Annotated in this window: 20 protein-coding genes and 3 tRNA genes; 9 read left to right on the top strand and 14 right to left on the bottom strand. The window is 46.1% G+C overall.

The annotated features are described in order from the left end of the window. On the bottom strand, window positions 1–1,821 hold a 1,821-nt coding region (locus tag DK846_RS15755; protein WP_109970096.1), incomplete at its 3' end, for an MEMAR_RS02690 family S-layer glycoprotein. Between the two features lie 378 nt (window positions 1,822–2,199). Here DK846_RS15755 and DK846_RS15760 point away from each other — a divergent pair. Next, window positions 2,200–2,272, top strand: a tRNA-Gln gene (locus DK846_RS15760). Here DK846_RS15760 and DK846_RS15765 read toward each other — a convergent pair. From DK846_RS15765 to DK846_RS15775, 3 genes are read right to left on the bottom strand one after another with little or no spacing between them, the layout of a single operon-like run. Beyond that, window positions 2,270–2,884 carry a fibrillarin-like rRNA/tRNA 2'-O-methyltransferase gene (locus tag DK846_RS15765; protein ID WP_245926586.1) on the bottom strand — a complete coding sequence of 205 codons (615 nt, stop codon included), beginning with the start codon at window positions 2,882–2,884 and terminating at the stop codon, window positions 2,270–2,272. The two genes, DK846_RS15760 and DK846_RS15765, sit on opposite strands and share 3 nt — an antisense overlap. Continuing rightward, window positions 2,881–3,774, bottom strand: coding sequence for an NOP5/NOP56 family protein (locus DK846_RS15770; protein ID WP_181391831.1), 894 nt, complete (start codon window positions 3,772–3,774; stop codon window positions 2,881–2,883). Before DK846_RS15770 ends, DK846_RS15765 begins: the two co-directional genes overlap by 4 nt. Continuing rightward, complete coding sequence (locus DK846_RS15775; RefSeq protein ID WP_245926587.1) at window positions 3,774–4,985, bottom strand: tripartite tricarboxylate transporter permease; 1,212 nt, start codon at window positions 4,983–4,985, stop codon at window positions 3,774–3,776. Before DK846_RS15775 ends, DK846_RS15770 begins: the two co-directional genes overlap by 1 nt. A gap of 81 nt (window positions 4,986–5,066) precedes the next feature. Here DK846_RS15775 and DK846_RS15780 point away from each other — a divergent pair, with 81 nt between their 5' ends. The 3 genes from DK846_RS15780 (at window position 5,067) to DK846_RS15790 (ending at window position 6,838) form a co-directional block, all read left to right on the top strand. Further along, the gene (locus tag DK846_RS15780; RefSeq protein WP_109969964.1) at window positions 5,067–5,756 is read left to right on the top strand and encodes a uroporphyrinogen-III synthase; all 690 of its coding nucleotides are present in this window, start codon (window positions 5,067–5,069) and stop codon (window positions 5,754–5,756) included. 6 nt (window positions 5,757–5,762) lie between these two features. Beyond that, a complete protein-coding gene (locus tag DK846_RS15785; protein ID WP_109969965.1) occupies window positions 5,763–6,719 on the top strand; it encodes an RNA-guided pseudouridylation complex pseudouridine synthase subunit Cbf5 in 957 nt (318 codons plus the stop codon). Window positions 6,720–6,754: 35 nt separating this feature from the next. Then, window positions 6,755–6,838 (top strand) — tRNA-Ser (locus tag DK846_RS15790). Window positions 6,839–6,893: 55 nt separating this feature from the next. Here the strand turns inward: DK846_RS15790 and DK846_RS15795 are convergent. The 7 genes from DK846_RS15795 to iorA all read right to left on the bottom strand — a co-directional run bounded on the left by DK846_RS15795 (window position 6,894) and on the right by iorA (window position 15,393). Continuing rightward, window positions 6,894–8,012, bottom strand: coding sequence for an isocitrate/isopropylmalate dehydrogenase family protein (locus DK846_RS15795; RefSeq protein ID WP_109969966.1), 1,119 nt, complete (start codon window positions 8,010–8,012; stop codon window positions 6,894–6,896). Next, entirely contained in the window at window positions 8,000–8,488 is a 489-nt protein-coding gene (locus tag DK846_RS15800; RefSeq protein WP_109969967.1) for a LeuD/DmdB family oxidoreductase small subunit, read from the bottom strand. Before DK846_RS15800 ends, DK846_RS15795 begins: the two co-directional genes overlap by 13 nt. A 2-nt stretch (window positions 8,489–8,490) precedes the next feature. After that, window positions 8,491–9,741 carry a 3-isopropylmalate dehydratase large subunit gene (locus tag DK846_RS15805; protein ID WP_109969968.1) on the bottom strand — a complete coding sequence of 417 codons (1,251 nt, stop codon included), beginning with the start codon at window positions 9,739–9,741 and terminating at the stop codon, window positions 8,491–8,493. Beyond that, a complete protein-coding gene (locus tag DK846_RS15810; protein WP_245926588.1) occupies window positions 9,722–11,266 on the bottom strand; it encodes a 2-isopropylmalate synthase in 1,545 nt (514 codons plus the stop codon). Before DK846_RS15810 ends, DK846_RS15805 begins: the two co-directional genes overlap by 20 nt. A 114-nt stretch (window positions 11,267–11,380) precedes the next feature. Further along, the gene (locus DK846_RS15815) at window positions 11,381–12,997 is read right to left on the bottom strand and encodes an ArnT family glycosyltransferase (protein WP_109969970.1); all 1,617 of its coding nucleotides are present in this window, start codon (window positions 12,995–12,997) and stop codon (window positions 11,381–11,383) included. Between the two features lie 51 nt (window positions 12,998–13,048). Then, window positions 13,049–13,627: an indolepyruvate oxidoreductase subunit beta gene (locus tag DK846_RS15820; RefSeq protein WP_109969971.1), complete on the bottom strand. Its 579-nt coding sequence runs from the start codon at window positions 13,625–13,627 to the stop codon at window positions 13,049–13,051. After that, entirely contained in the window at window positions 13,624–15,393 is a 1,770-nt protein-coding gene (gene iorA / locus DK846_RS15825) for an indolepyruvate ferredoxin oxidoreductase subunit alpha (RefSeq protein WP_109969972.1), read from the bottom strand. Before iorA ends, DK846_RS15820 begins: the two co-directional genes overlap by 4 nt. Window positions 15,394–15,530: 137 nt before the next feature. Between iorA and DK846_RS15830 the strand changes: the two genes are divergently transcribed. Together DK846_RS15830 and DK846_RS15835 are read left to right on the top strand one after the other, a co-directional pair. Next, a tRNA-Ile gene (locus DK846_RS15830) sits at window positions 15,531–15,604 on the top strand. Between the two features lie 37 nt (window positions 15,605–15,641). Then, window positions 15,642–16,109: a hypothetical protein gene (locus tag DK846_RS15835; RefSeq protein WP_109969973.1), complete on the top strand. Its 468-nt coding sequence runs from the start codon at window positions 15,642–15,644 to the stop codon at window positions 16,107–16,109. Between the two features lie 9 nt (window positions 16,110–16,118). On the opposite strand, the gene DK846_RS15840 is transcribed toward DK846_RS15835, so the two are convergent. Beyond that, a complete protein-coding gene (locus tag DK846_RS15840) occupies window positions 16,119–16,652 on the bottom strand; it encodes a hypothetical protein (protein ID WP_146201253.1) in 534 nt (177 codons plus the stop codon). A gap of 62 nt (window positions 16,653–16,714) precedes the next feature. After that, window positions 16,715–17,983: a tRNA (N(6)-L-threonylcarbamoyladenosine(37)-C(2))-methylthiotransferase gene (locus tag DK846_RS15845; RefSeq protein WP_109969975.1), complete on the bottom strand. Its 1,269-nt coding sequence runs from the start codon at window positions 17,981–17,983 to the stop codon at window positions 16,715–16,717. Window positions 17,984–18,078: 95 nt separating this feature from the next. Between DK846_RS15845 and nadX the strand changes: the two genes are divergently transcribed. Genes nadX through nadC form a run of 3 tightly spaced genes read left to right on the top strand, consistent with a single transcriptional unit; the run spans window position 18,079 to window position 20,587 of the window. Next, entirely contained in the window at window positions 18,079–18,837 is a 759-nt protein-coding gene (gene nadX, locus DK846_RS15850; protein ID WP_109969976.1) for an aspartate dehydrogenase, read from the top strand. Continuing rightward, window positions 18,834–19,748 (top strand): quinolinate synthase NadA, encoded by a 915-nt coding sequence (gene nadA / locus DK846_RS15855; protein WP_245926589.1) that lies wholly within the window; start codon window positions 18,834–18,836, stop codon window positions 19,746–19,748. Before nadX ends, nadA begins: the two co-directional genes overlap by 4 nt. Beyond that, a complete protein-coding gene (nadC, locus tag DK846_RS15860; RefSeq protein ID WP_109969977.1) occupies window positions 19,745–20,587 on the top strand; it encodes a carboxylating nicotinate-nucleotide diphosphorylase in 843 nt (280 codons plus the stop codon). Before nadA ends, nadC begins: the two co-directional genes overlap by 4 nt. Here nadC and DK846_RS15865 read toward each other — a convergent pair. After that, window positions 20,550–20,942, bottom strand: a complete 393-nt coding sequence (locus DK846_RS15865) for a hypothetical protein (RefSeq protein WP_109969978.1) — start codon at window positions 20,940–20,942, stop codon at window positions 20,550–20,552. The genes nadC and DK846_RS15865 overlap by 38 nt on opposite strands. Window positions 20,943–20,950: the final 8 nt, after the last annotated feature.

Here is a 20,950-nt window from a genome sequence, read left to right on the forward strand (position 1 = left end):
GTACTGACCTGCATAGAGGCTCTTGGTAGTTTCCTTGGTAACCTCGTACTCGAACGACATGTCATCGTTCACGGATTCGGTTGCGTAGATAACCTTGTTCTTACCGAGGATCCACAGTGCAACTCCCAGTGATGGGTCGCCTTCTGCAGTACCTCTGACGTAGAGCTTGTCACCCTTTGCAACGACTGAGCCGGATGCAGTTGCCTGGATGTATGGCTTCTTGATCACGAGTGAGACAGTGTCGTACTGTGCATCATTCAGGTGATCCTTGTCGTTTGGTGCGCTAACCGCGTAGATAGTGTAGGTTCCTGCATCCATCTCGAGGTTTGCAGTCTGCCACTTGTACTCGTAAGTGTCGTCATCCTGAACATCAGCTACATCAAAGGACTGTGGCTGGTTGTTGTTGACTTCTTTCTTTGGAGACTTGAGCATTGCACCTGCGGTTGGGAGGTTTGGACCAGTGATGAAGAGATAGGTAGTGTCAGTCTCGGAGTTAGTTCCGGAGAGTTTGACTTCCTCACCAAGGTAGTAGCTCTGGTCGCCTGCAGCGACGATGGTAACATCGCCCTTCTCTACCTTGATATCGACCTCATCGGACTTGTACTGGTTGCCGGACTTGCGCTCGACACGAACGGTGTACTTCTTGTCCTTGGTGTCTTTGGTTGTCTTGAACTCAACGGTTCGGGTACCACTGGAATTGAGTTTTACCTGCGCGTAGCACTTGGTTCCATGGTAGTCGGGGTCGTCGGGGACATCTTGCTTAACGCTCTTCCCTGCGCCACCCTCGTACTGGTATTTTCCAATCTCGTATGGGCCTGCTGGGTCATCCTGCTTGACGTTGTCCTGAGTGGTCAGGATCATCGGAGGCTGATCGCCAGTTGCACCGGTCATGGAGTTGGTTCCCTTAACCCAGAGAATGTACTCTGCATTTGGAACACCAGTGATGGTGACGGAGAACGGATTGCCACGGACTACTGTGTCCTTGTTGGCTTCGATCTTTACTTGATCGGTGGCAATCTGAACGCTCTTTACAGCGGAAACAGTCTTTCCGGTGTAGTCCGAGCCATCTGGTGCCTTGTACATATCCTTCATTGCATTGGCGTTACACTCTGCCCAGACCGTGTACACACCAGCCTTGTACAGGCGGTTGTTGTTCTGGTCTTCGGCTGCGGTGTTCCACCCGTCGTTCTTTGCGAACTTGGTGTGGTCACTGCCTTCTCCAACCCAGTACCAGAGTTGCTGGTTGACGGTCAGAGCATTAAGTGGCCATGATTTGCCGTTGTTTCCAACAAGCTGCTGGTATACACCGCCGTCTGAGGTCTTGACCTTCAGCTTGAACGGACCATCAGCTGCCTGGTACCCTGGACGGGTTGCAAGGCTCTGCATGTTGGTCTCAACTGCAAAGTTAGCGTAGTTGCCGACTGGAATTGCCTTGCCGGTGATATCCTCACCTGCGGTTGCATCCCAGATCTTAAGACTGAGAGAAGGCTCCTTCACGTTGAAGGCTGGGGAACCCTTTACAGTCCCATTCCACTGGTACCAGATACCGGTCTTACCGACAAAGATGTCTGGTGAAACGTAGAATGCTTTGTTATCGCTAACTGTCTGAATGTCAGCAGGCTGCTCAGTATCTGAGTTGCTGCCTGGCTGCCACCATGCAATCTGCTTGGCGCCGCCGGTTGCTGCGCTCACATCAAGGTTCTTTTCTCCAAGGAAGATATCTCCTCCCTGGCTGACCTTGTTGAGGGCTGCAGATGCCGGAAGTGCAATAAATGCACATGCGACAAGCACCATCATTAAAACTACTATTCGTGCGTTCATTACATGTCCTCCGAACAATCCGATTGTTCGAAAAGCACTGATCCAATAAACATCGCTGATCCAGACGATGTTTAACAGACTTTGTGCCACATACTCCGAGATAATCGAAGTATGACTAGATATTTGTGAACCCCATATTATATCCTTTCTGGTTTCGTTAAGAAGAAAAAAGGCGAGAATCAATGTCTAAACACTGTAGAATCCTCCAGGCCCAAATATTTCTGATCAATAGGTTCGGCTTTACCACCGATGCTGAACCAATAAACCAAGTCTGGAAAACTTCCATATCGCGCAACATACAGGATGAAAAGATCTAGAGAAATGATCTTGTAAACAGCACAATTATATACTTCGAGTTAGAAAAATATGGAGGCACGAAGCCCGATAGTGTAGAGGTCAATCATACGAGGCTCTGGACCTTGTGACAGCAGTTCGAATCTGCTTCGGGCTATAATTCTTTTAAATCTCTTTTTTTACAGACAATTGCTGCATGATCACGATGATACCTATCAAGCCATGTTACTTTGATATCATCAAGACCTGCATTCTGTAATTTAGAAACGGCTTTACTGCAAATCTGTTCAGGATCCTCTTGGGTAGCAACACTCCTCGTTTTTAGCATTAAAATTAAATAACCACCGGATTTCAGGAAAACCAGATTATTTAAAACGATTTCCACCTGTTCTTTCTGTGCAATATCCTGGTAAAGCAGATCAACTGTGCTGACAAAAGGAGCGTAGACAAGAGGGGTTGCTGCATCAGCAGGAATTGGAAGAATGTTCATCCTATTATTACATACATCAAGCAACTTCGCAAGGGGTTCTGGAGCAATCTCAACCGCATACACGACATCTGCATAATCAGCGATAAACGACACTGTTGTTCCGGATGCAGCACCAAGGTAAAGAATTTGATCCGTTTTTATAATCTCCGGTCCAGAACCAAGATAATAGAGTGCAGCTAATTTGCTTCTCTCCGGTGGCCAGACACGAAGGGGCCCAATCATCCTGTCTCCTTTGATTGCCTTTCCGGTAGAGCACAATATCCCATCCTGCCAGATCAAGATTTCTTCCCCGCCTTTTCAATTCTTAATTGTGCTCTTTCTAGAAATGCAGAGTCTATCGTACCTCGGTAATAATCAATCCTAAACGCAATTATAAGATTTGAAGCAAGAGTCCGGGAGATCTTTCCCCTGATCCTCCGGGATGCAGCATGTATTCGCTTATGCTCAAATATAAGACCGTGTTTAGGAGGGGGAGATCCTGAAGACAGATGCGAGAAGAGAGCATTACGGGCTCCAAGAACCTGAATTTTTGAAGCAGGCATTCTGCACAAACGTTTCAGACTACCAGCCTCAAGCAACAACCTTGCAGCAACCAGAGGACCTACAATATTACTACAATTAGGGAGGAGTTTCTCACATCTCATTGAAATATCCCGGACGAGTTTACCCCTGCTCCCCTTCATGCTCACAAGATCACGACAGAGTAGCGAAATACCATCATTTCCGGTACCTGATGCCATCTCCCTGATCGGATCTAACCCCTTTTTTTGCTTTACTGATGAATCCGAATCACTTTCTCTCATCGAGTCCCAGTTAATAATTTGTTCAGAAAGGCGACTCATCATCAGGTCCGTCTCACGAAGAACCAGCATAAGTTTTACCAGCCTGACTTCTTCAGATGAATTATACTTCTGCAACTTGTTCCTTGACCACATTAGGCAGATTTCACGGAGATAAAAATAATAATCATCCTTATCCTTACAGATTCCTTTGGTAACTGCCTCCTTCCAGGTCGGTAGAATAGAGAGTTTTCCCCCATTTTCAATGAACCGGGAATAAAAAACAGTTGGAATAGGTAAAGTTGAATCCCTTTCAATCTTTAACTCATCATACCAATAGAAAGAAGAAACATGCAGGTCATCAGTCTTTTCAGATTGTTTTGAATCCATCAGAAACCCCAAAGTCCAAGTGAATATAGAATAACCGGCAATGTTACAACCCCCATACATGGTACCCGTGACAGATTCAGGAATCCTGGAATAAGACCTATTCCCGTGGCACATACTAGGATGAATAACCCAAAAGGACCACAGATCACCCCGCACAACAGGATCACAAATCCTGCAACCAGAGTATTCACCATTTTTCCATCCAATCCGGAGAACCATTTGGCACACGATGACATACTCAATGTAATCAGATACGCGGCACCTGATGCAATGATAACGATAAGGAGGAGAACCGGAAATGAAGGGGGGTCTAGCGAGGAGATCATAACCATAACCCCGTTTCTGGTTCTTTCTATTCCATAGAATGCAGCAAGACCCACAACCACATTTGCACATGCTGCTGCACCGGCGGCGACCAGGTATGTCCGCCTGTTTGTATCATATTTTATTCTTGCATTTATCACAGCTGTCGCTGATGCCGTTGAAAGACCAGGGAGCCAACCAACCAACAACCCGGCAATTGTGCCTGAAAGTGAGGCATACAGAATACTTTTAGTCTCAAGTCCAAGATTTGCATACCGCTGCCGTGGAACCTGAGTATGGGAGGATACGATCAATACAGAAAGACCAAAAAGCCCGGTTAGAAGAGGCATCAAAACAGCACTCTCACCATTCAGGTTCCAGACAAGATATTGAAACCTGAATGCAAAAAGCCCGAGAAGGCCTGATGATGCAAAGATCAAAAGAGCCCAGAGAACTGACCCTTCCTGAATAATTACCATCCCCATGATCAGAATCAGAAGAGGTCCACAGACCCAGTCAATATATGATTGGATGGGAGTCAGGAGAACATATGCCAGTATCGCCACCGGCACTCCGATAATTATACCATAAATACATCCAAGAGCAGATAGCCTGACAGCTTCTTCCCCTTTCCCTTCCAGTGTAAGAGCATGTGCCGGGAGCGTTGACAAGGCAGTCCCGGAATCAGGAATTCCAAAAAACGTAGACGGAATCAGATCTAGAAATGAGTGACCGATAAGCATGGAAATCAGTGCAGCAACAAGACCTTCAGCTCCGATTACGGGGAACAATACAGGAGAAAGACCTGCCATGATTCCTGCCATCGTGTTTGAATGAATGCCTGGAATAAGGCCACTGATAACACCACACACAAGCCCGAACATAAGCCCTGACAGAAGAGGAATCATAGGATTCTCATGCATTATAAGTGTGAAGAGAGCTTAAAATAACCGCATATCTGGTCTGCTGACCAGTGATCAGGGGAAGGCATGAAGATCGCAATAACCAGGCTTCGTGGCAAGGAACTGGATGATCAACAGAGATGCGCACGTCGTGGGCATGACTGTTACCCGGTTACACCACTAACAGGTGAGATCGACCAGGATCAAATTGATCTCTTCATAGAACAGGTAAAGGAAGAACGATTTGATTGTATATTTTTTACAAGTGCCCTTCCAGCCCATAAGATCGGACCCCTCCTTGGAAATTGCCCACTTCCCCGGGTTATTGCCATAGGTCCCCAAACAGCAAAAGCCCTCAGAGAATCAGGTGTTCCTTGTGAAGTGTTACATGAGTATTATTCTCGGGCTTTTGTTCCATACTTAGGTGAATGGATATCTGGGAAAATTATAGGAATACCCAGATCTGATGCTCCAAATCCAGGACTATTGCATGCAATTACTGATGCTGGTGGGATTGTTGAGGAATTCACAATATATTCACTTATACCCACCTACGAGGAACTTAATCTGACATTTGCAGAAGCAATTCTCTTCACAAGTGCATTATCATTTAAATCGGCAATATGGAAACGAAGAGAGGATCTGGTCATCGTTGCAATCGGAGAAGTAACCGCATCAGCCATGGAAGAGGCAGGGTTATCACCTGATGTTGTTGGCGACGGCTCCCTTGAAGGAACACTTGATGAATTAAACCTCTTTCTCCTGATGAATCCCTGAATTATCATGCAATCGATATCAGACATTAATCCAGTAAAAAAACCAGTAATCCCCTTACCCAACGGAGGAGGGATAATCCTTGTTGACAAACCAAGAGGACCGAGCAGCCATCAGGTGGCAGCATGGGTACGAGAGATGACAGGAGTTTCCCAGGTAGGTCATACTGGGACTTTAGATCCCCAGGTATCAGGTGTTCTTGTTGTGCTTCTCGGTAAGGCGGTCCGGCTGACTTCTATCCTTCATCTAGATGAAAAAGAGTATATCTGCCTGATGCGCCTGCAGGGGGATGTCAGTCAGCAGAACCTTGAAACCGCAATTTCAGAGTTTACAGGCAAAATATATCAGCGTCCTCCCCGTAGGAGTGCAGTTAAGCGTGCACTAAGAATCAGGGAGATCCTAGAACTTGAAATTTTAAGCCGTGAGGGGCGGCTGGTGCTACTCAGGGCCAGATGTGATTCTGGAACGTACATCAGATCACTTTGTCATCATATCGGAATGGCTCTTGGTGTCGGCGCACACATGCAAGAACTGCGAAGAAGCAGGTCTGCAGATTTCAGGGAGTCGCAGATTCATACTCTTCATGATGTCCGTGATGCGGTAGAAGCAGCAAAAGCTGGAAATCCGGATATTTTGTCTGGACTGCTTCTGCCGATGGAGAACTCAATAAAGCATCTGCCCACTGTAACAATCAAGGATTCAGCTGCCGGTGCAATATGCCATGGAGCACGCCTCTCAATGAGAGGAATTGTAAAAACGGACTCATTCCAAATGGATGATTTTGTTGCAATCTTTACTGACTCCGGGGATCTGATAGGTATCGGTGAGGCACTTATGAGTGCATCCCGGATTATTCCCAACGAAAAAGGACTCGCTGTTGCCCCGCGAATCATATTTCCTGATGCTGATGCATATCCTGCGATATGGAAAGGCCGCACAACACCAGGTGAGACCAGCAAGGCTTAAATCTGGAAGAGCTAACATTATAGGGCAATTCTTTTGCTGAGGTAGTCTAGTCTGGGAAGGCGCAAGATTGGAAATCTTGTGAGGCTTGCCTCTCGGGAGTTCAAATCTCCCCCTTAGCGTTTTTTTATAAACTGTTAATGTGAATAAGAGACTTCGGATCAATAAAAAAAAAGATTATGCGGATTTTGAAATCCAGTTTGCAATCCAGTCGCCTACCCCACTTGTCGTGGCTGAACCACCCATATCACGGGTGACAATCCCGTTGGCGATAGACGCTTCAATACCTTTAACGACTGCTTCACTTGCTTCTGCTTCTCCCAGATGGTCAAGCAGCAGTGCTCCTGCCCAGACAGTTGCAAGTGGATTGGCAACATTCAGACCTTTGTACTTCGGTGCTGAACCATGGATAGGTTCAAACATTGACGTTCCCTCGGGGTTGATATTCCCTCCAGGAGCAAGACCGAGCCCCCCCTGGATCATGGCACCCAGATCAGTGATGATATCACCGAACATATTTGGAGTAACAACCACATCGAACCATTCAGGGTTTTTAACAAACCACATGGTTATAGCATCCACATAATTGAACTCTGTTGTAATATCCGGGTTTTGTGCTGCAACATCTCTGAATACATCCCTCCAGAGGCCATATACATCTGAAAGAACATTGGCCTTATCAACCGAGGTCACTTTTTTCCTGCGTTTACGGGAGGCGTTAAAGGCATACTCCATAACTCGCCTTGAACCTTCCCGGGTCAGAACTCCAATCTGGTATGCAATCTCCTCTGCATCACTCTCAACATCAAGCCCAAACTTGACAGAATAGAGATTTCGCACGACCTCAAGTTGTTTCTTCTCTTTTCCCGAAAACCGGGATCCAATACCGACGTAGAAGTCCTCGGTATTCTCTCTTACTACAAGGAAATCTATATCCTTCGGACCTTTTCCTGCAAGAGGAGTATCCACACCGGCAAGCATCTTAACCGGTCTTAGGTTTACATACTGATCAAAGGCAAACCTGAGAGTCAGCAGAATTCCTTTCTCGAGAATTCCCGGAGTTACCCGATCATCCCCGATGGCACCGAAATATATTGCAGGGTATGAAGAGAGAGCATCAAGCTCTGCTTCACTTACCAGTTCTCCGGTCTTAAGATACCGTTCTGCACCAATATCAAAATCAGTCCAGCCGATCTCAAATCCATATCGCTCTCCTGCCGCATCAAGCACTTTACGACCAGATGCAATGATCTCAGGACCGATACCATCTCCACCAATGACAGCTACTTCATGCACAGGTCTTCACTCCTTATCTGTTTTGCATATTCTACAAGCCCACCAGCATCAATAATCTGCTGTAGAAATGTAGGTACGGGTTCGATGTCGAGTCTTCTCCCTGAAACATCGATATATCCTTCTGCAAAGTGCCCGGTTATCTGATCCTGCTCTGAGATCTCTCCGGCACGGGGGCAAATAACAGGGAGAAGCCCAACATTTACACTATTACGGTAAAAAATCCGGGCAAATGACTCTGCAATGACCACGCTGACTCCCGATCCAGTAAGGGCCAGAGGAGCATGTTCACGTGATGAACCACAACCGAAGTTGCGTCCTGCGACGATCATATCCCCTTTATTAACTCCTTGTGCAAACTCATCCCTGAATCCTTCAAAAGCGTGCTCTGAAAGACCCTTAGGATCATTAATGGTAAGGAACCTCCCCGGGATGATTGCATCTGTATCAATATTGTCGCCAAATTTCCAGACCCGCATCGTCACACCTCCCGGGGATCAGTAATAACCCCGTTGATTGCTGTGGCAGCAGCCGTGGCAGCAGATCCAAGATAGACCTTTCCTTCTGTAGAGCCCTGCCGTCCCTTGAAATTACGGTTAGATGTTGAGAAAGAGACCTCACCTGATGCTATGAGGCCAAACGAGCCTCCCATACATGGACCACAACAGGGTGCCTCAACAAGGGCTCCTGCTTCAACAAATCGTTCAATGATTCCTGCACGCAGGGTCTTCAGGTACTCAGGTTTTGACGCAGGAATAACCAGAACTCTGACATTGTCAGAGAAGGATCGATCTCCCAGCACTTCTGCAACCTCCTGCATATCCTCAAACCTCCCATTAGTACAGGATCCGATGAAGACCTGATCTACAGGTGTGCCAGCAATCTTGTCAACATCTACAACCTGATCAACGTTATGCGGAACAGCAACCTGTGGGACCAGATCACCTACATCAAACTCCATTCTGGACAAGTAAGAAGCACCATCATCACTCGTTAGATCTATAGGAGGACAGGAGGTCCTGCCCTTCAGATATTCAGTTGTAATCTGATCAGGCGGAACTATCCCGGCTTTTCCACCCATCTCAATAGCCATATTACAGCAGGTCATTCTCCCTGGCATCGGCATCGAAGAGACTGTATCACCAGTAAACTCAACCGCTTTATAGGTCGCCCCGTCTACCGTAATCTCCTTGATAATCTTCAGAATGAGATCCTTTGCTCCTACCCGTTTCGCAAATTTCCCGGTAATATCTGCTCTGATGCTCTCAGGAACACGGAAATACAGGCATCCATACCTGAGTGCAAACCCTAGGTCGGTTGAACCAACCCCGGTAGCGAACGCACCAACAGCACCGTAGGTACAGGTATGTGAATCACCACCGATGACAATGTCACCAGGGCAGACACGTCCCTTTTCCAGGGTAACCTGGTGGCAGACCCCTTCTTTTATGTCATAATTCAGGATACCCTGTTCCTTTCCGAACGCACGCATCTTCTTCTGGTTTTCTGCAGCATTCAGTGAGTCAGCAGGGGTCTGGTGATCAAAGAGCATGATGACCTTCTTCGGGTCAAAAACTTTTGTGCCACCCATCTCGTAGAATTTTTCAATGGCCAGCGGACCGGTGATGTCATGCATCATTGCACCGTCCACTGGGGCCATCACTACTTCACCTGCAAAAACATCTTTTTTACATCGACGGGAGAAGATCTTCTCAACTATTGTCTGTTCCATTCCGATACACCATATTTAATGCATTTGCCATTGCCTCTGCCGATGCCAGTACGATATCATCCCCCGATGCAGCTGCATCGAACAGTTGCCCCTTATCATCCTGAACAACCAGGGCAACATGTGCTATCGCATCACTCCCTTCAGAGATCGCCGAGACGTTGAACTCCTTCAGTTCTGCATGCCTCGGGACAGTTCCGATCAGTGCCCTGACAGCTGCATCCACCGGCCCATTACCGGTGCAACTGCAAACCTTCTCTGAACCATTCACCATGGCTCTGACAGTAGCTGTCGGGATCATATGATTCCCGGTCATGATGGCGATATCAATCAGATCAATAAACCGGCTGTGGGCTCCTGATCCTACAACAGTCTCTGCAATCTCATAGAGATCCTGTTCAGTTATCTTCTTGCCTTTTGAGGCGATCTGCTTAACCCTTGCAATAATTGCATCGATCTGTTCCTCGTCGGGAATAATATGGACCTGGTTCAACATCTCCCTGACTGCATGTCTACCAACATGTTTTCCCAGTTTGAGCCTGCGTCGGTGCCCTACCATTTCAGGAGTCATGATGCCAGGTTCAAATGTACTGGCGTGTTCCAGTACACCCTGGGCGTGAATACCACTCTCATGAGAAAATGCATAGTCACCAGTTACAGGCCAGTTCGGAGGTACCATCAATCCAGAGAATCGTGAAATCATTCGGGAAGTTTCCACCAGCCGGGTAGTTTTGATCCCGGTGGTGTAGCCGAAGATAGATTCAATGATCATTGTGGTGCATGCCAGATCTGCATTCCCCGCCCTTTCACCAATGCCATTAACAGTTACCTGGACCTGGTCAGCACCTGCTTCTACCGCTGATATGGTATTAGCAGTAGCCATCCCGAAATCATTGTGACAATGAACATCGATTGTGCAGGTTATCTCCTTCCTCAATGCAGAAATAAGAGATTTCATTGAGGTAGGAGTCGCAACACCGACCGTATCAGGTACGTTGATTGCCGTAGCCCCGGCATTAACCGCTGCCTTGAAAACCTCCATCAGTTCAGGCAGATCTGTACGGGTTGCATCCATTGCTGAAAAGAGGACCTTATCAGCATGATCACGGGCATACCTGACGATATCACCAGTTATCGAGACAACTTCCTCGTGGGTCTTTCTGATGGTGTGGGTCCGCTGCACTTCAGAAGTGGGGATAAACACATGTACCATATCAACCCCGGCATCAATACATCGGTCAACGTCACCTTTCACTGATCTGGCCAGCCCACATATGGTCGATTCCAGACCTTCGGCTACAATTGCTTTGACCGTTGCATACTCGTCCTGAGATGATGCTGGAAACCCGGCTTCGATAACACTGACACCGATATCAGATAACTGTCTGGCTATCTCGATCTTGTCAACAGTTGTAAAAGATACACCAGGAGTTTGTTCCCCATCACGGAGGGTTGTGTCGAAAACAGAGATCTTCTTTGCAGTAGAATTCTTATCGCTGGAGAAAGCGACCTGCCGAGTGTACAACACCGGCGCTCCCTGCCTCGAAAGTGTTCTGAGACATGATCATACTAATCATCCCCATTCATATAAAGACTTTGGGTTTGTGGTGCAGATTCCTTCACGTCATGCACCAAAAAAAGATCAGGATGCAGGACTGACAACCTGATACACTTCAGCATCCCTGGTAGAGAATACTGGCTTGAATACAGCGGGAGATGAGAAATTTTTGTTGTAAGAAAAGAATTCATCTGCATTCATGTACTGATCAGTGCTCTTTTTCCCATTGAGAGAGACAATCATTTGCCCTGGATTTAATTTTGAAAGTAATTTTTTAGCATAAGCAGTATTATCACGTTCAGGAAGGGGTATTATCAGTCTCGACATATGTAACTGCAATGCACGAGGATTGTTGCTAAAGATTTCCGCGCCATGAGGAGTGTTTTCCATCAGCCACTGATATTCCTCAACCGGTTCATTATACCAGGATGGATCAGTATAACTCTTGCCACCCTTATCAGAGATAACAGGGATTGCACCAATAATCTGACTGGAAAAGAAAGAGAGAACCAAAATGGTGCAGATAAACATGCAAACAATTTTCCAGACCCGATAACCCATATGGGCACATGCACCACGCATAAATGAAAATAATAAAACCACGATAAATGGATATACGGGCAAGAGATACCGGGTTTGTATTGAGGCAATGTCCCCCATCCCAATCTCCAGCACCAGAAGCGATATAACATAAATCAGGGTGTAAGCAATCACAATGCGTTTATCGTAGAGAAATTTCTTAGCGGTGTTCTTAAATTGATTTTTATTCGAAAAATACACCCCATAAAGAAGAAAAATTGCAATAATTACTAGAGACAGCAGGATGAGTATCTCTAATCCGAATGAAACCACTGAACTTGTTAGTGATCTAAACGGATTCAAATCAGATAGGGTAACATGTACAATATCATTTGTTGTACCAAGAAAGGACCCAGATCCAGAACCTCTGTCTGCACCACTGAATTGGCCTTTATAAATTATATTTCGAAGAAAAACCAGGGAAACAGGAATAGACGAGATTATGCCAAATATAAGAATCTGTTTTATACGGTCTTTTGGTTTCTTACAGGACTGAATTGCCAGGATCAGCACACCAGTCAGAATCAGAGTAACCCCCATATAACGGGTTACTGCTCCTGCTCCACAGAATAGAGCGGACAATAAGATGAACCAGTTATCTCGTGAATTAAGAAAACGCAGCAGCAGATACAACCCAAGAAATGAAAAGAAGATATAGGGCATTTCTGTCATTGCCCACCGGGTCATTTCCCAGAATGAACTAAGACTCAAACAACAAATAGCCCATAAGTAACCGGTTATTGGAGAATCAAGATCTCTACCGAAGAAAAATGAAACGATAACAATGCCTGCAAGTGATAGAATCGGGATCCACATTGCAGCGTTTACTGAGGTAAAACCCACCATCATGAAAGCAGCAATTAAAATAGGGTACAAAGGAGGCCAGACAGTTAATGGCCAGAAGGCATGGATATTATCTGATTCCCATCCACTGACTATTCCCTTCCCATGAACAATATTTTCCGCCACATTAATGTAATCAGAAGCATCCCAGTCAACCCAGGGGGCCTGGAAAGTAAGGCCCATGCCAATGACAAATAAAGCGCAGCAGATGCAGAAGATCCAGGAAACATCCCGGCGTTTCATAAAGTCAGCATAATGCTGGCAGGTGTGTGCGTTCATACATTCTCCAATTTTTTTAGAAGTCTGGATTCTGGTCTTACCCAGGGGGCCTTAATGGGTTGAACAAACAGCTCTTCCAAGGTCAAAAGCTTTGAGATTTAACTCGATCGTCTTTTTGGGCACAGTCCTACTTACGGCATCTCGAAGAGATTGCTCCTGTAGCGGGAGATGAGAAGAGGCAGCTCCGAGAAGGACAATATTCTGGGTCAGAATACTTCCTGCCTCTTCAGCAAGTCTTCGTGCTTCCACAACGATAACCTTGTAATCCCCAATTAGCCCCATGATCATATGTTCATCAGGTGCAGGGAAATCCTGCGTAAATACGGACGTTGGAACTACATACTCTTGACTAGTAAAAATGAATCCACCTTTTTTGAGATAATGACAATACCGAGCTGCTTCCATGAGATCAAAGGAGATAATGAGATCAGCGGTTCCGGGGGCTATCTGCGGACCATATTCCTGTCCAATACGGATCTGGCTTTCAACAGAACCACCACGTTGTGCCATCCCATGAGTCTCTGCACCACGAACGTGGATCCCTTCAATAACACACGCCTCTCCCAGGATGTTAGAAGTCAGAATAGTTCCCTGACCTCCGATTCCTACAATCAGCACATCAAAACTCATTCTTTTACCTCAAGGGATATTGCAGATACCGGGCATATTTGAGTGCAGACACCACAACCGGAGCAAAGATCAGTAATCAGTGCAATGCCACTGTGAAGTTCTATCGCAGGACACCCGAATTTTATGCATGCTTTGCATCCGATGCAGATGTCACTGGATACCCTGTACTTGCCGCGGTTGATCTTCGCCCTTCTCTCGGTGATAACACAGGGCTGTTTTGCTATGATAACCTTGACTCCCTTGCGTGCTTTCGCATCTTTGAGAACCCCGGTGAACTGAACAAGATCAGAGGGGCTGACGGTCTCAACAAAAGAGACACCACACGACCTGCAAAGCATCTCAAGAGATACCGCCGGACGCTCAACCCCAGAAGCGGTTACACCGGTGGTTGGGTTAGGCTGGTGTCCTGTCATCGCAGTTATGCGGTTATCAAGGATTACCACTGTAATGTTTGCGTCGTTATACACTGCATTTAAAAGGCCCTGAATACCGGTATGAAGGAACGTAGAGTCACCAATGGTACAGACAATATCATGTTTTTCACCAGCCTGGGCCATCCCAGACGCCACCGTGATAGAGGCACCCATACAGATAGTGGTGTCAACAACGCCAAGCTGAAGCCCTAGAGTGTAACACCCAATATCACTTGGAAAGATTCCATCCCTAAACACCTTTCGTATCGCATACATTGCAGTACGGTGCATGCATCCGGCGCACAGGATTGGTGGTCTGACAGGTAGACCAGCAGGTGGCTGTATAACTGGGTAATCTAATTTTACCGGGATATCTGCTGCCTTGAGATACTGCGCTACCCGGCTTGGAGAGAGTTCACCTTCATAGGGAACATGCCCGGTCTTCTTTCCAAGTATTGGAACCAATCCGGCCACCTGCCTGGAAACCTCCTCAATCACCGGGGCAAGTTCCTCTACTACAAGGATTCGTTCATGACTCCTGATAAAGCCAGAAAGCCACTCCTCATCGATTGGATAGGCACCAATGTGGGCAATGGAGACTGAATCAGAGACAACTTCATGAACATATGACGCAGCAATTCCACCGGTTATGACCCCTATTTTCCCACGGATTGTAGATCTGTTATATCCAGACTCAACAAGCCTTTTTTTGAGAGAGGCCTGCTTTTCATTGAGTTGCTTGTGAAGGACACGGGTATGCGCCGGGATCACAACATACTGTCGGGGGTCTTTCTCAAAGGATGCCTGCCGGTCTAATGCGGCGACCTCACCCAGAGTCACATCACTTTTCGAATGACATATGCGCGTGGTTGGCCGGAAGAGTACTGGAAGCAGAAATTCTTCTGAAAGGGAAAAGGCATCACGGACCATGTCGTGTGCTTCCTGAACAGAGCTTGGATCAAGACAGGGAATCCGTGCAAAAGCAGCATAACAGCGGCTATCCTGCTCATTCTGTGATGAGTGTGCAAATGGATCATCAGCAGACATGACCACAAATCCACCTTTCACACCGGTATAAGCTGAGGTCATCAGTGGATCTGCAGCTACGTTGAGACCTACGTGTTTCATAGTCACAATAGACCTCATACCACACCAGGATGAGGCAAGCGCCTCTTCATATGCCACTTTCTCATTAACAGACCATTCAACATATGACTGGCGGTCAGGCCATGTTCTGAGAGTATCTATGACTTCAGATGAGGGGGTGCCCGGATATCCAAATGCAGTATCCAACGCTGCTTCAAGGCAGCCGTGGGCTATTGCCTCGTTCCCAAGGAGATATTTTACAACCATGTAAGTTCAGTTCCAAATATTCAGATATTGAATTTGAATTCTCATCCAGATATGAACCTTGATCAATCCACTGGCGAGTCAAGAAAAAATTTCACAAGATTTATTAACTCATACTATCCACCTAATTAGAGCCTCTGGGGCCCGTAGCATAGACAGGTGGTGCACCCGGCTGATAACCGGGAGGTCGTGCGTTCGAATCGCACCGGGCCCACTCTTCAATTTTAAAACTCTGTAACCAAACAGAGTATATGAATAAGAATATCCTCTTGACTGTTTTTCTTGGAATCGTTCTCACCCTGCTATCTCAGTTTTTCATAGAAACGGCTGCAGCAGGCATTGTAGCAGTAATTTTTCTCACAGTTTTACTCATTTTGCTGATATCAGAGGATGCCAAAAATAATGCACATCCTGAGATCTCTGCAGTACTGGCTGATGATGCTGAAACTGTAATTGTTGAGAATCTTGGAACTGCACCTGCCAGATCAGCACAGGTTCGGATAATTCCAGATGACATCAGATATGAGATAGGAGATCTGAATCCTGATTCAATACACAGATATCGCCTACCTTCTATGCTCCGTAATGCAAAAGCGGCAGTCTCATGGGAGCGGAAAGATGGATCGCGGACAGAGAGGATATTCCGGTTATCGGGTTATGAAGAGGAGACAGATCTTCTCAAACCATTATTTCCACTATTTAGCTGGAAAGAAAAGTAGAAAAGAAGATCACACAGGTTTTACCAGAAACTGAAGAGTTACCTCAAGAGCAGAAAGAAGACTTTCCTGCCCTTCAAGGTACTGCTTCATTCCTTTGTACAACATGAACACCGCATCGTATCCATAGAGATCAATCAGTTGACGTGGAGTAAGTTCTCCCATGTATGAGTCAACAATCAGATCATCAGCACTATACATCACTTCGTAGAACTTGCCATCCTCACTGATGAGACAGAACTGATCAATGACCTGGCGTGACATGTTATCCGGACGGTATGGAGCAGGATCGGCACTCTTCCCAAGAACAAAGACCTTTGAGGAATAATGCTTCGCATCATAAATATCACCTTTGTTATCCTTTTTTCCTTTTTCGAGAATGGTAATGCCCATTGTTTTAATAACAGAGGCAGTCAGAGCACCCATCCTTGCTACGAGTTCGGCCTCCTGTGCGCGAATCTCCTCACTGTTCTGATCGATCCTGGCATCCGTTGTCTGAATAAGATCAATGAGGCGATTATATCCATTGAGTATGACATCTTCCATGTATTTCACCAATGCAGGTACCGTCTCCCGGGTGAGGGAAAAATCCAACTGACCGTTTTTGATCAGAGTAGTGATCGTACAACTCTTCCAGTGAGGTAATGTGTCCGCTCTCCAGTGAATTCCGCCAGATGACGACTCCCTACCGGGAGGTCTTCAGCAATCACTATACCAGTATACGACCGGGTTCTTCCCATTACGGTGCCTTCCCTGAGTTTTTCAGTGATCACAACCTCCCCTGTCTTTCCCACAAGCGCTGATTTCTTCTCCTTCAGGATACCATAACCGATGCGAATCAATTCACGTGAGCGATCTTTTCTGATCCGGTCAGGAAGTTCCCCGACTCTTGGCGCAGTGGACCCAGGTCTGAATGAATACCTGGTAACATTGATGCCATCGGGCTGAAGAGTAACAAGAAGATCACAGGTTTCTTTAAATTCATCTTCACTCTCAGCAGCAAATCCGACAATTAAATCAGTTGCAATAGAGATTTCAGGATTTTTTTTCCTGAGTATATCTACCAGCATAAGGTAGGTAGAGTGGTCGTATTCCCTCCCCATTCGGTTGAGAACGTGATCTGATCCTGACTGAACAGGGAGATGAACAAACGAAAAAAAATGATCATTATCCAAAGCATCAGCAACCTCGTGAATGATTGGGAGCAGTGTTGCCGGATTCATCATACCCAGTCTGACAAAAAAAGTCCCCTCTATCTCTCCAATAGCCTGCAGAAGGATATGAAGAGAAGGCGTTCCCCAGTCATACCCGTATGCACTCAGATCCTGACCAGTCAGGCGGATTTCCACAGCTCCTCCCAGGACTGCTGCGCGAATCTGCGAGAGGATTTCCTCTATCGGATTACTTTTTATGTGACCTCTCGCGTGTCTCGTGATGCAATAGGTGCAGTGACCAAGGCAGCCAGAACCAATCTGAACAACTGTAATCGGACCGGACGGTGCGACATTATGATCCAGATCAACTGCATGAATACTATCAGGTGATAATACCCGGACATTAGGAAATTCAGTAAGAATTGCGGCACGTGCACCGGGAAGACAGCCGGTGACCCAGATTTCTTGCCCTTCCATATCCTTCAGCAACCTGATCATCTTGCGTTCAGTCTTCTCTATCACAATACAGGTGTTAAGAATCACTGCATCCGCATCTTGAGGGTCCTCCACGAACAGAGAGCCTACACGCGTGAGAATTTGTCTGAGCCTATCAGAATCACCTTCATTATAGGTGCATCCAAAGGTCAGGATACAGATCTTCTGCCCTGAAAGAGCCTGAACCCATGATGGATAGGTAAAAGACTCGCCGGATAGTTCACCCATTATCCGGAATATGGGATCTGATGGCAGATAGGCCCAGCGATAAACCGATCACACTGTGCAAAGTTGTTTAATTATATTCGGCAAATATGTAGGCAATGGTCAGAATTGGGCTCCTGGGTTGTGGCAACGTAGGAAAGATCATCGCAACTCATCAGGAGGGCTTTCAGGTTGTTGGAGTTTTTGACCAGTTGCATGAACACGCAGCGAGCCTTTCAGAATTGACCGGAGCAAAGCCGTATTCAGATTTTAATGAATTCATCACTGCTGATTTCGATATCTGTGTTGAAGCAGCATCCATTGTTGCTGTAAGGGCATACGCACTAAAAATTATTGAACACGGGAAAGATCTGGTCATCTTAAGTGTTGGTGCCCTCGCTGACGATGCCTTCAGAGAAGATCTCATTTCTGTGGCCAAGGAAAACCGAAAGCGGATTCACATTCCCAGCGGTGCAATCATGGGACTGGATAACCTCAAGATTGGCCAGATTAGCCATATTGAGAGCATTCTTCTCAGGACTACTAAAAGTCCTGAGAGCCTTAAGATGAATGTCAGCACCAGGACATTGGCATTCAAGGGAAAGGCAAAGGATTGTATAAAGTTATTTCCAAAAAATATCAATGTATCAGTGGCTATCGCTCTTGCCAGTACTCATGAAGTTCAGGTTGAATTATGGGCAGATCCTGATGTAGATAAAAATATTCATGAGATATTTGTAAAAGGGGAGTTCGGGGAGTTGTATTCCAAGATAACGAATCTTCCATCCCCAGACAATCCAGCAACAAGTTACCTCGCTGCCCTTTCCGTCCTCTCACTACTGAAAAATATAAACAGTCCCTTGGTGATAGGGGCATGATGGCTCCTGATACCAGCCAGAAGATCAGAAGAATAAAAACTGAACTTAATGCGAAGATTCTTGCTCATAACTACCAGGTCGCAGAGATTCAGGATGTTGCAGATGTTGTAGGAGACAGCCTGGAGCTTGCTCTGGCAGCAAAGAGGTCAGATGCAGACATACTGATTGTCTGTGGTGTCAGATTTATGGCTGAAACCGCGAAAATTCTCAATCCTGATAAAAGAGTATTTATCCCGGTTCAGGATGCCGGATGCCCTCTCGCCGATTTTCTGACACCTGAATTGATTTTAGAGTACAGGCAAAAGTATCCTGACGCTGCTGTTGTAGTGTATGTCAACAGTTCTGCCGCCTGTAAAGCAGCTGCAGATGTTGTTTGCACTTCAGGAAATGCTGTTTCAATTGTCCAATCATTGCCCCATTTAAGGATATTATTCGGCCCTGATGCAAACCTTGCCGGTTATGTTCAGGAACAAATTCCTCAAAAGGAGATCATCATCATGCCCACAGATGGACACTGTTATGTCCACCAGCAGTTCAGTCTTGAAGACATCAATAATGCTCGTAAAACCGGAGGGCTCATCCTTGCACATCCAGAATGTCCTAAACTGATCAGACATAAGGCAGATATTGTTGCATCAACTGGTAAAATGATCAAAATTATCGAGCAGAGTGACGAGCGGGTGTGGCACATTTTTACTGAAGAGGCAATGGTTGTCCGGCTTAGGTCACTTTTCCCTGATAAAAAAATAATCGGGGTCAAAGATGCAGTATGCAAGGATATGAGAAAAACAACCATAGAGGATCTCATCAGGTGCATCACGAACCTCCAGAATGAGATGGAAATTAATAAAGACACATTTGTATCTGCACGGAGATCACTTGACCGGATGCTGGACGCATCTGTATCATGAAATATCCAGATATTCCTTTGAGTAAACTCCTTAGTTTCATTGAAGAGGATGCACCATTCGGTGATATCACCTCGGAGTATGTTCTAGATAAACAGACCTGTCAGGCAGACATCATTGCTAAAGAGGATCTCATCCTGGCAGGTATTTCAGAGATATCCCGCATCTTCGAACATTTTAGAGTGAATATATCTCCCGGATACAAGGATGGAGACAAGATTGATTCAGATACAATTGTTCTCTCTCTTCAGGGTGATGCCCATGCAATCCTCTTGGTTGAACGGACAGCCCTGAATCTGATAGGAAGGATGAGTGGAATTGCATCAGAGACCAGACGAGTTCAGGACCGTGTTAATTCCGTCAACCCTGATTGTCGGATAGCCGCAACACGTAAGACAGCACCAGGGCTCCGATTACTGGATAAGAAAGCAGCGATGATTGGTGGAGCAGATACCCACCGGTTCTCACTCTCAGATGCAGTTCTCATCAAAGACACACACCGGACCCTGATTACAATTGGAGAAGCAGTCAGACGAGCCAAAAATGCCAGTGCTTACCATCTCATCGAAGTAGAGGCTGAATCTGCTGAAGAAGCCATGCAGGCGGCACGAGCAGGTGTAGATATTATTCTGCTTGACAATATGACACCAGACCAGATCACTGGTGTTATGGATCTTCTCATAATCAGTGGATTAAGAGATAAGGTCCTGATTGAACTATCAGGCGGAATCAATCCAGACACCATTGAAAAATATGCGGCAGTCGGGGCGGATCGGATAAGCCTCGGAATGCTTACTCATACAGTCAGAAACGCAGATTTTTCCCTCGAGATACGGAAATAATCGAAATATCTCCAGAATCCTTTACAAGGATCTCACGCTTTCCTTTCCATATCTGCACGATTCCGTAGACATGAATGAAGTCTCCTGAAGAAATATTAGCCATACCTGCAGCAGGAGATGGAATGAAGATAGATACATCCCCCATATCAAGAATCAGATTACCACCTGTTGCAGTAGCGGTGACCTTCTGTACAATTCCCTGATGTGATACAAGGGATCCTTCTGGAGACTCGGAAGTATAATTCTGGGCAAATGGTCCTTTTCCTACCCCGTCACCAATCCATGTAAAGAGAGCACAGGATATGAATACCAAAAAAAGAATCAGCAGAGCAGTCCGTTCCTGCCGTTCAATCATTACCGAAT

The organism is Methanospirillum lacunae (assembly GCF_003173355.1).
Taxonomy (GTDB): domain Archaea; phylum Halobacteriota; class Methanomicrobia; order Methanomicrobiales; family Methanospirillaceae; genus Methanospirillum; species Methanospirillum lacunae.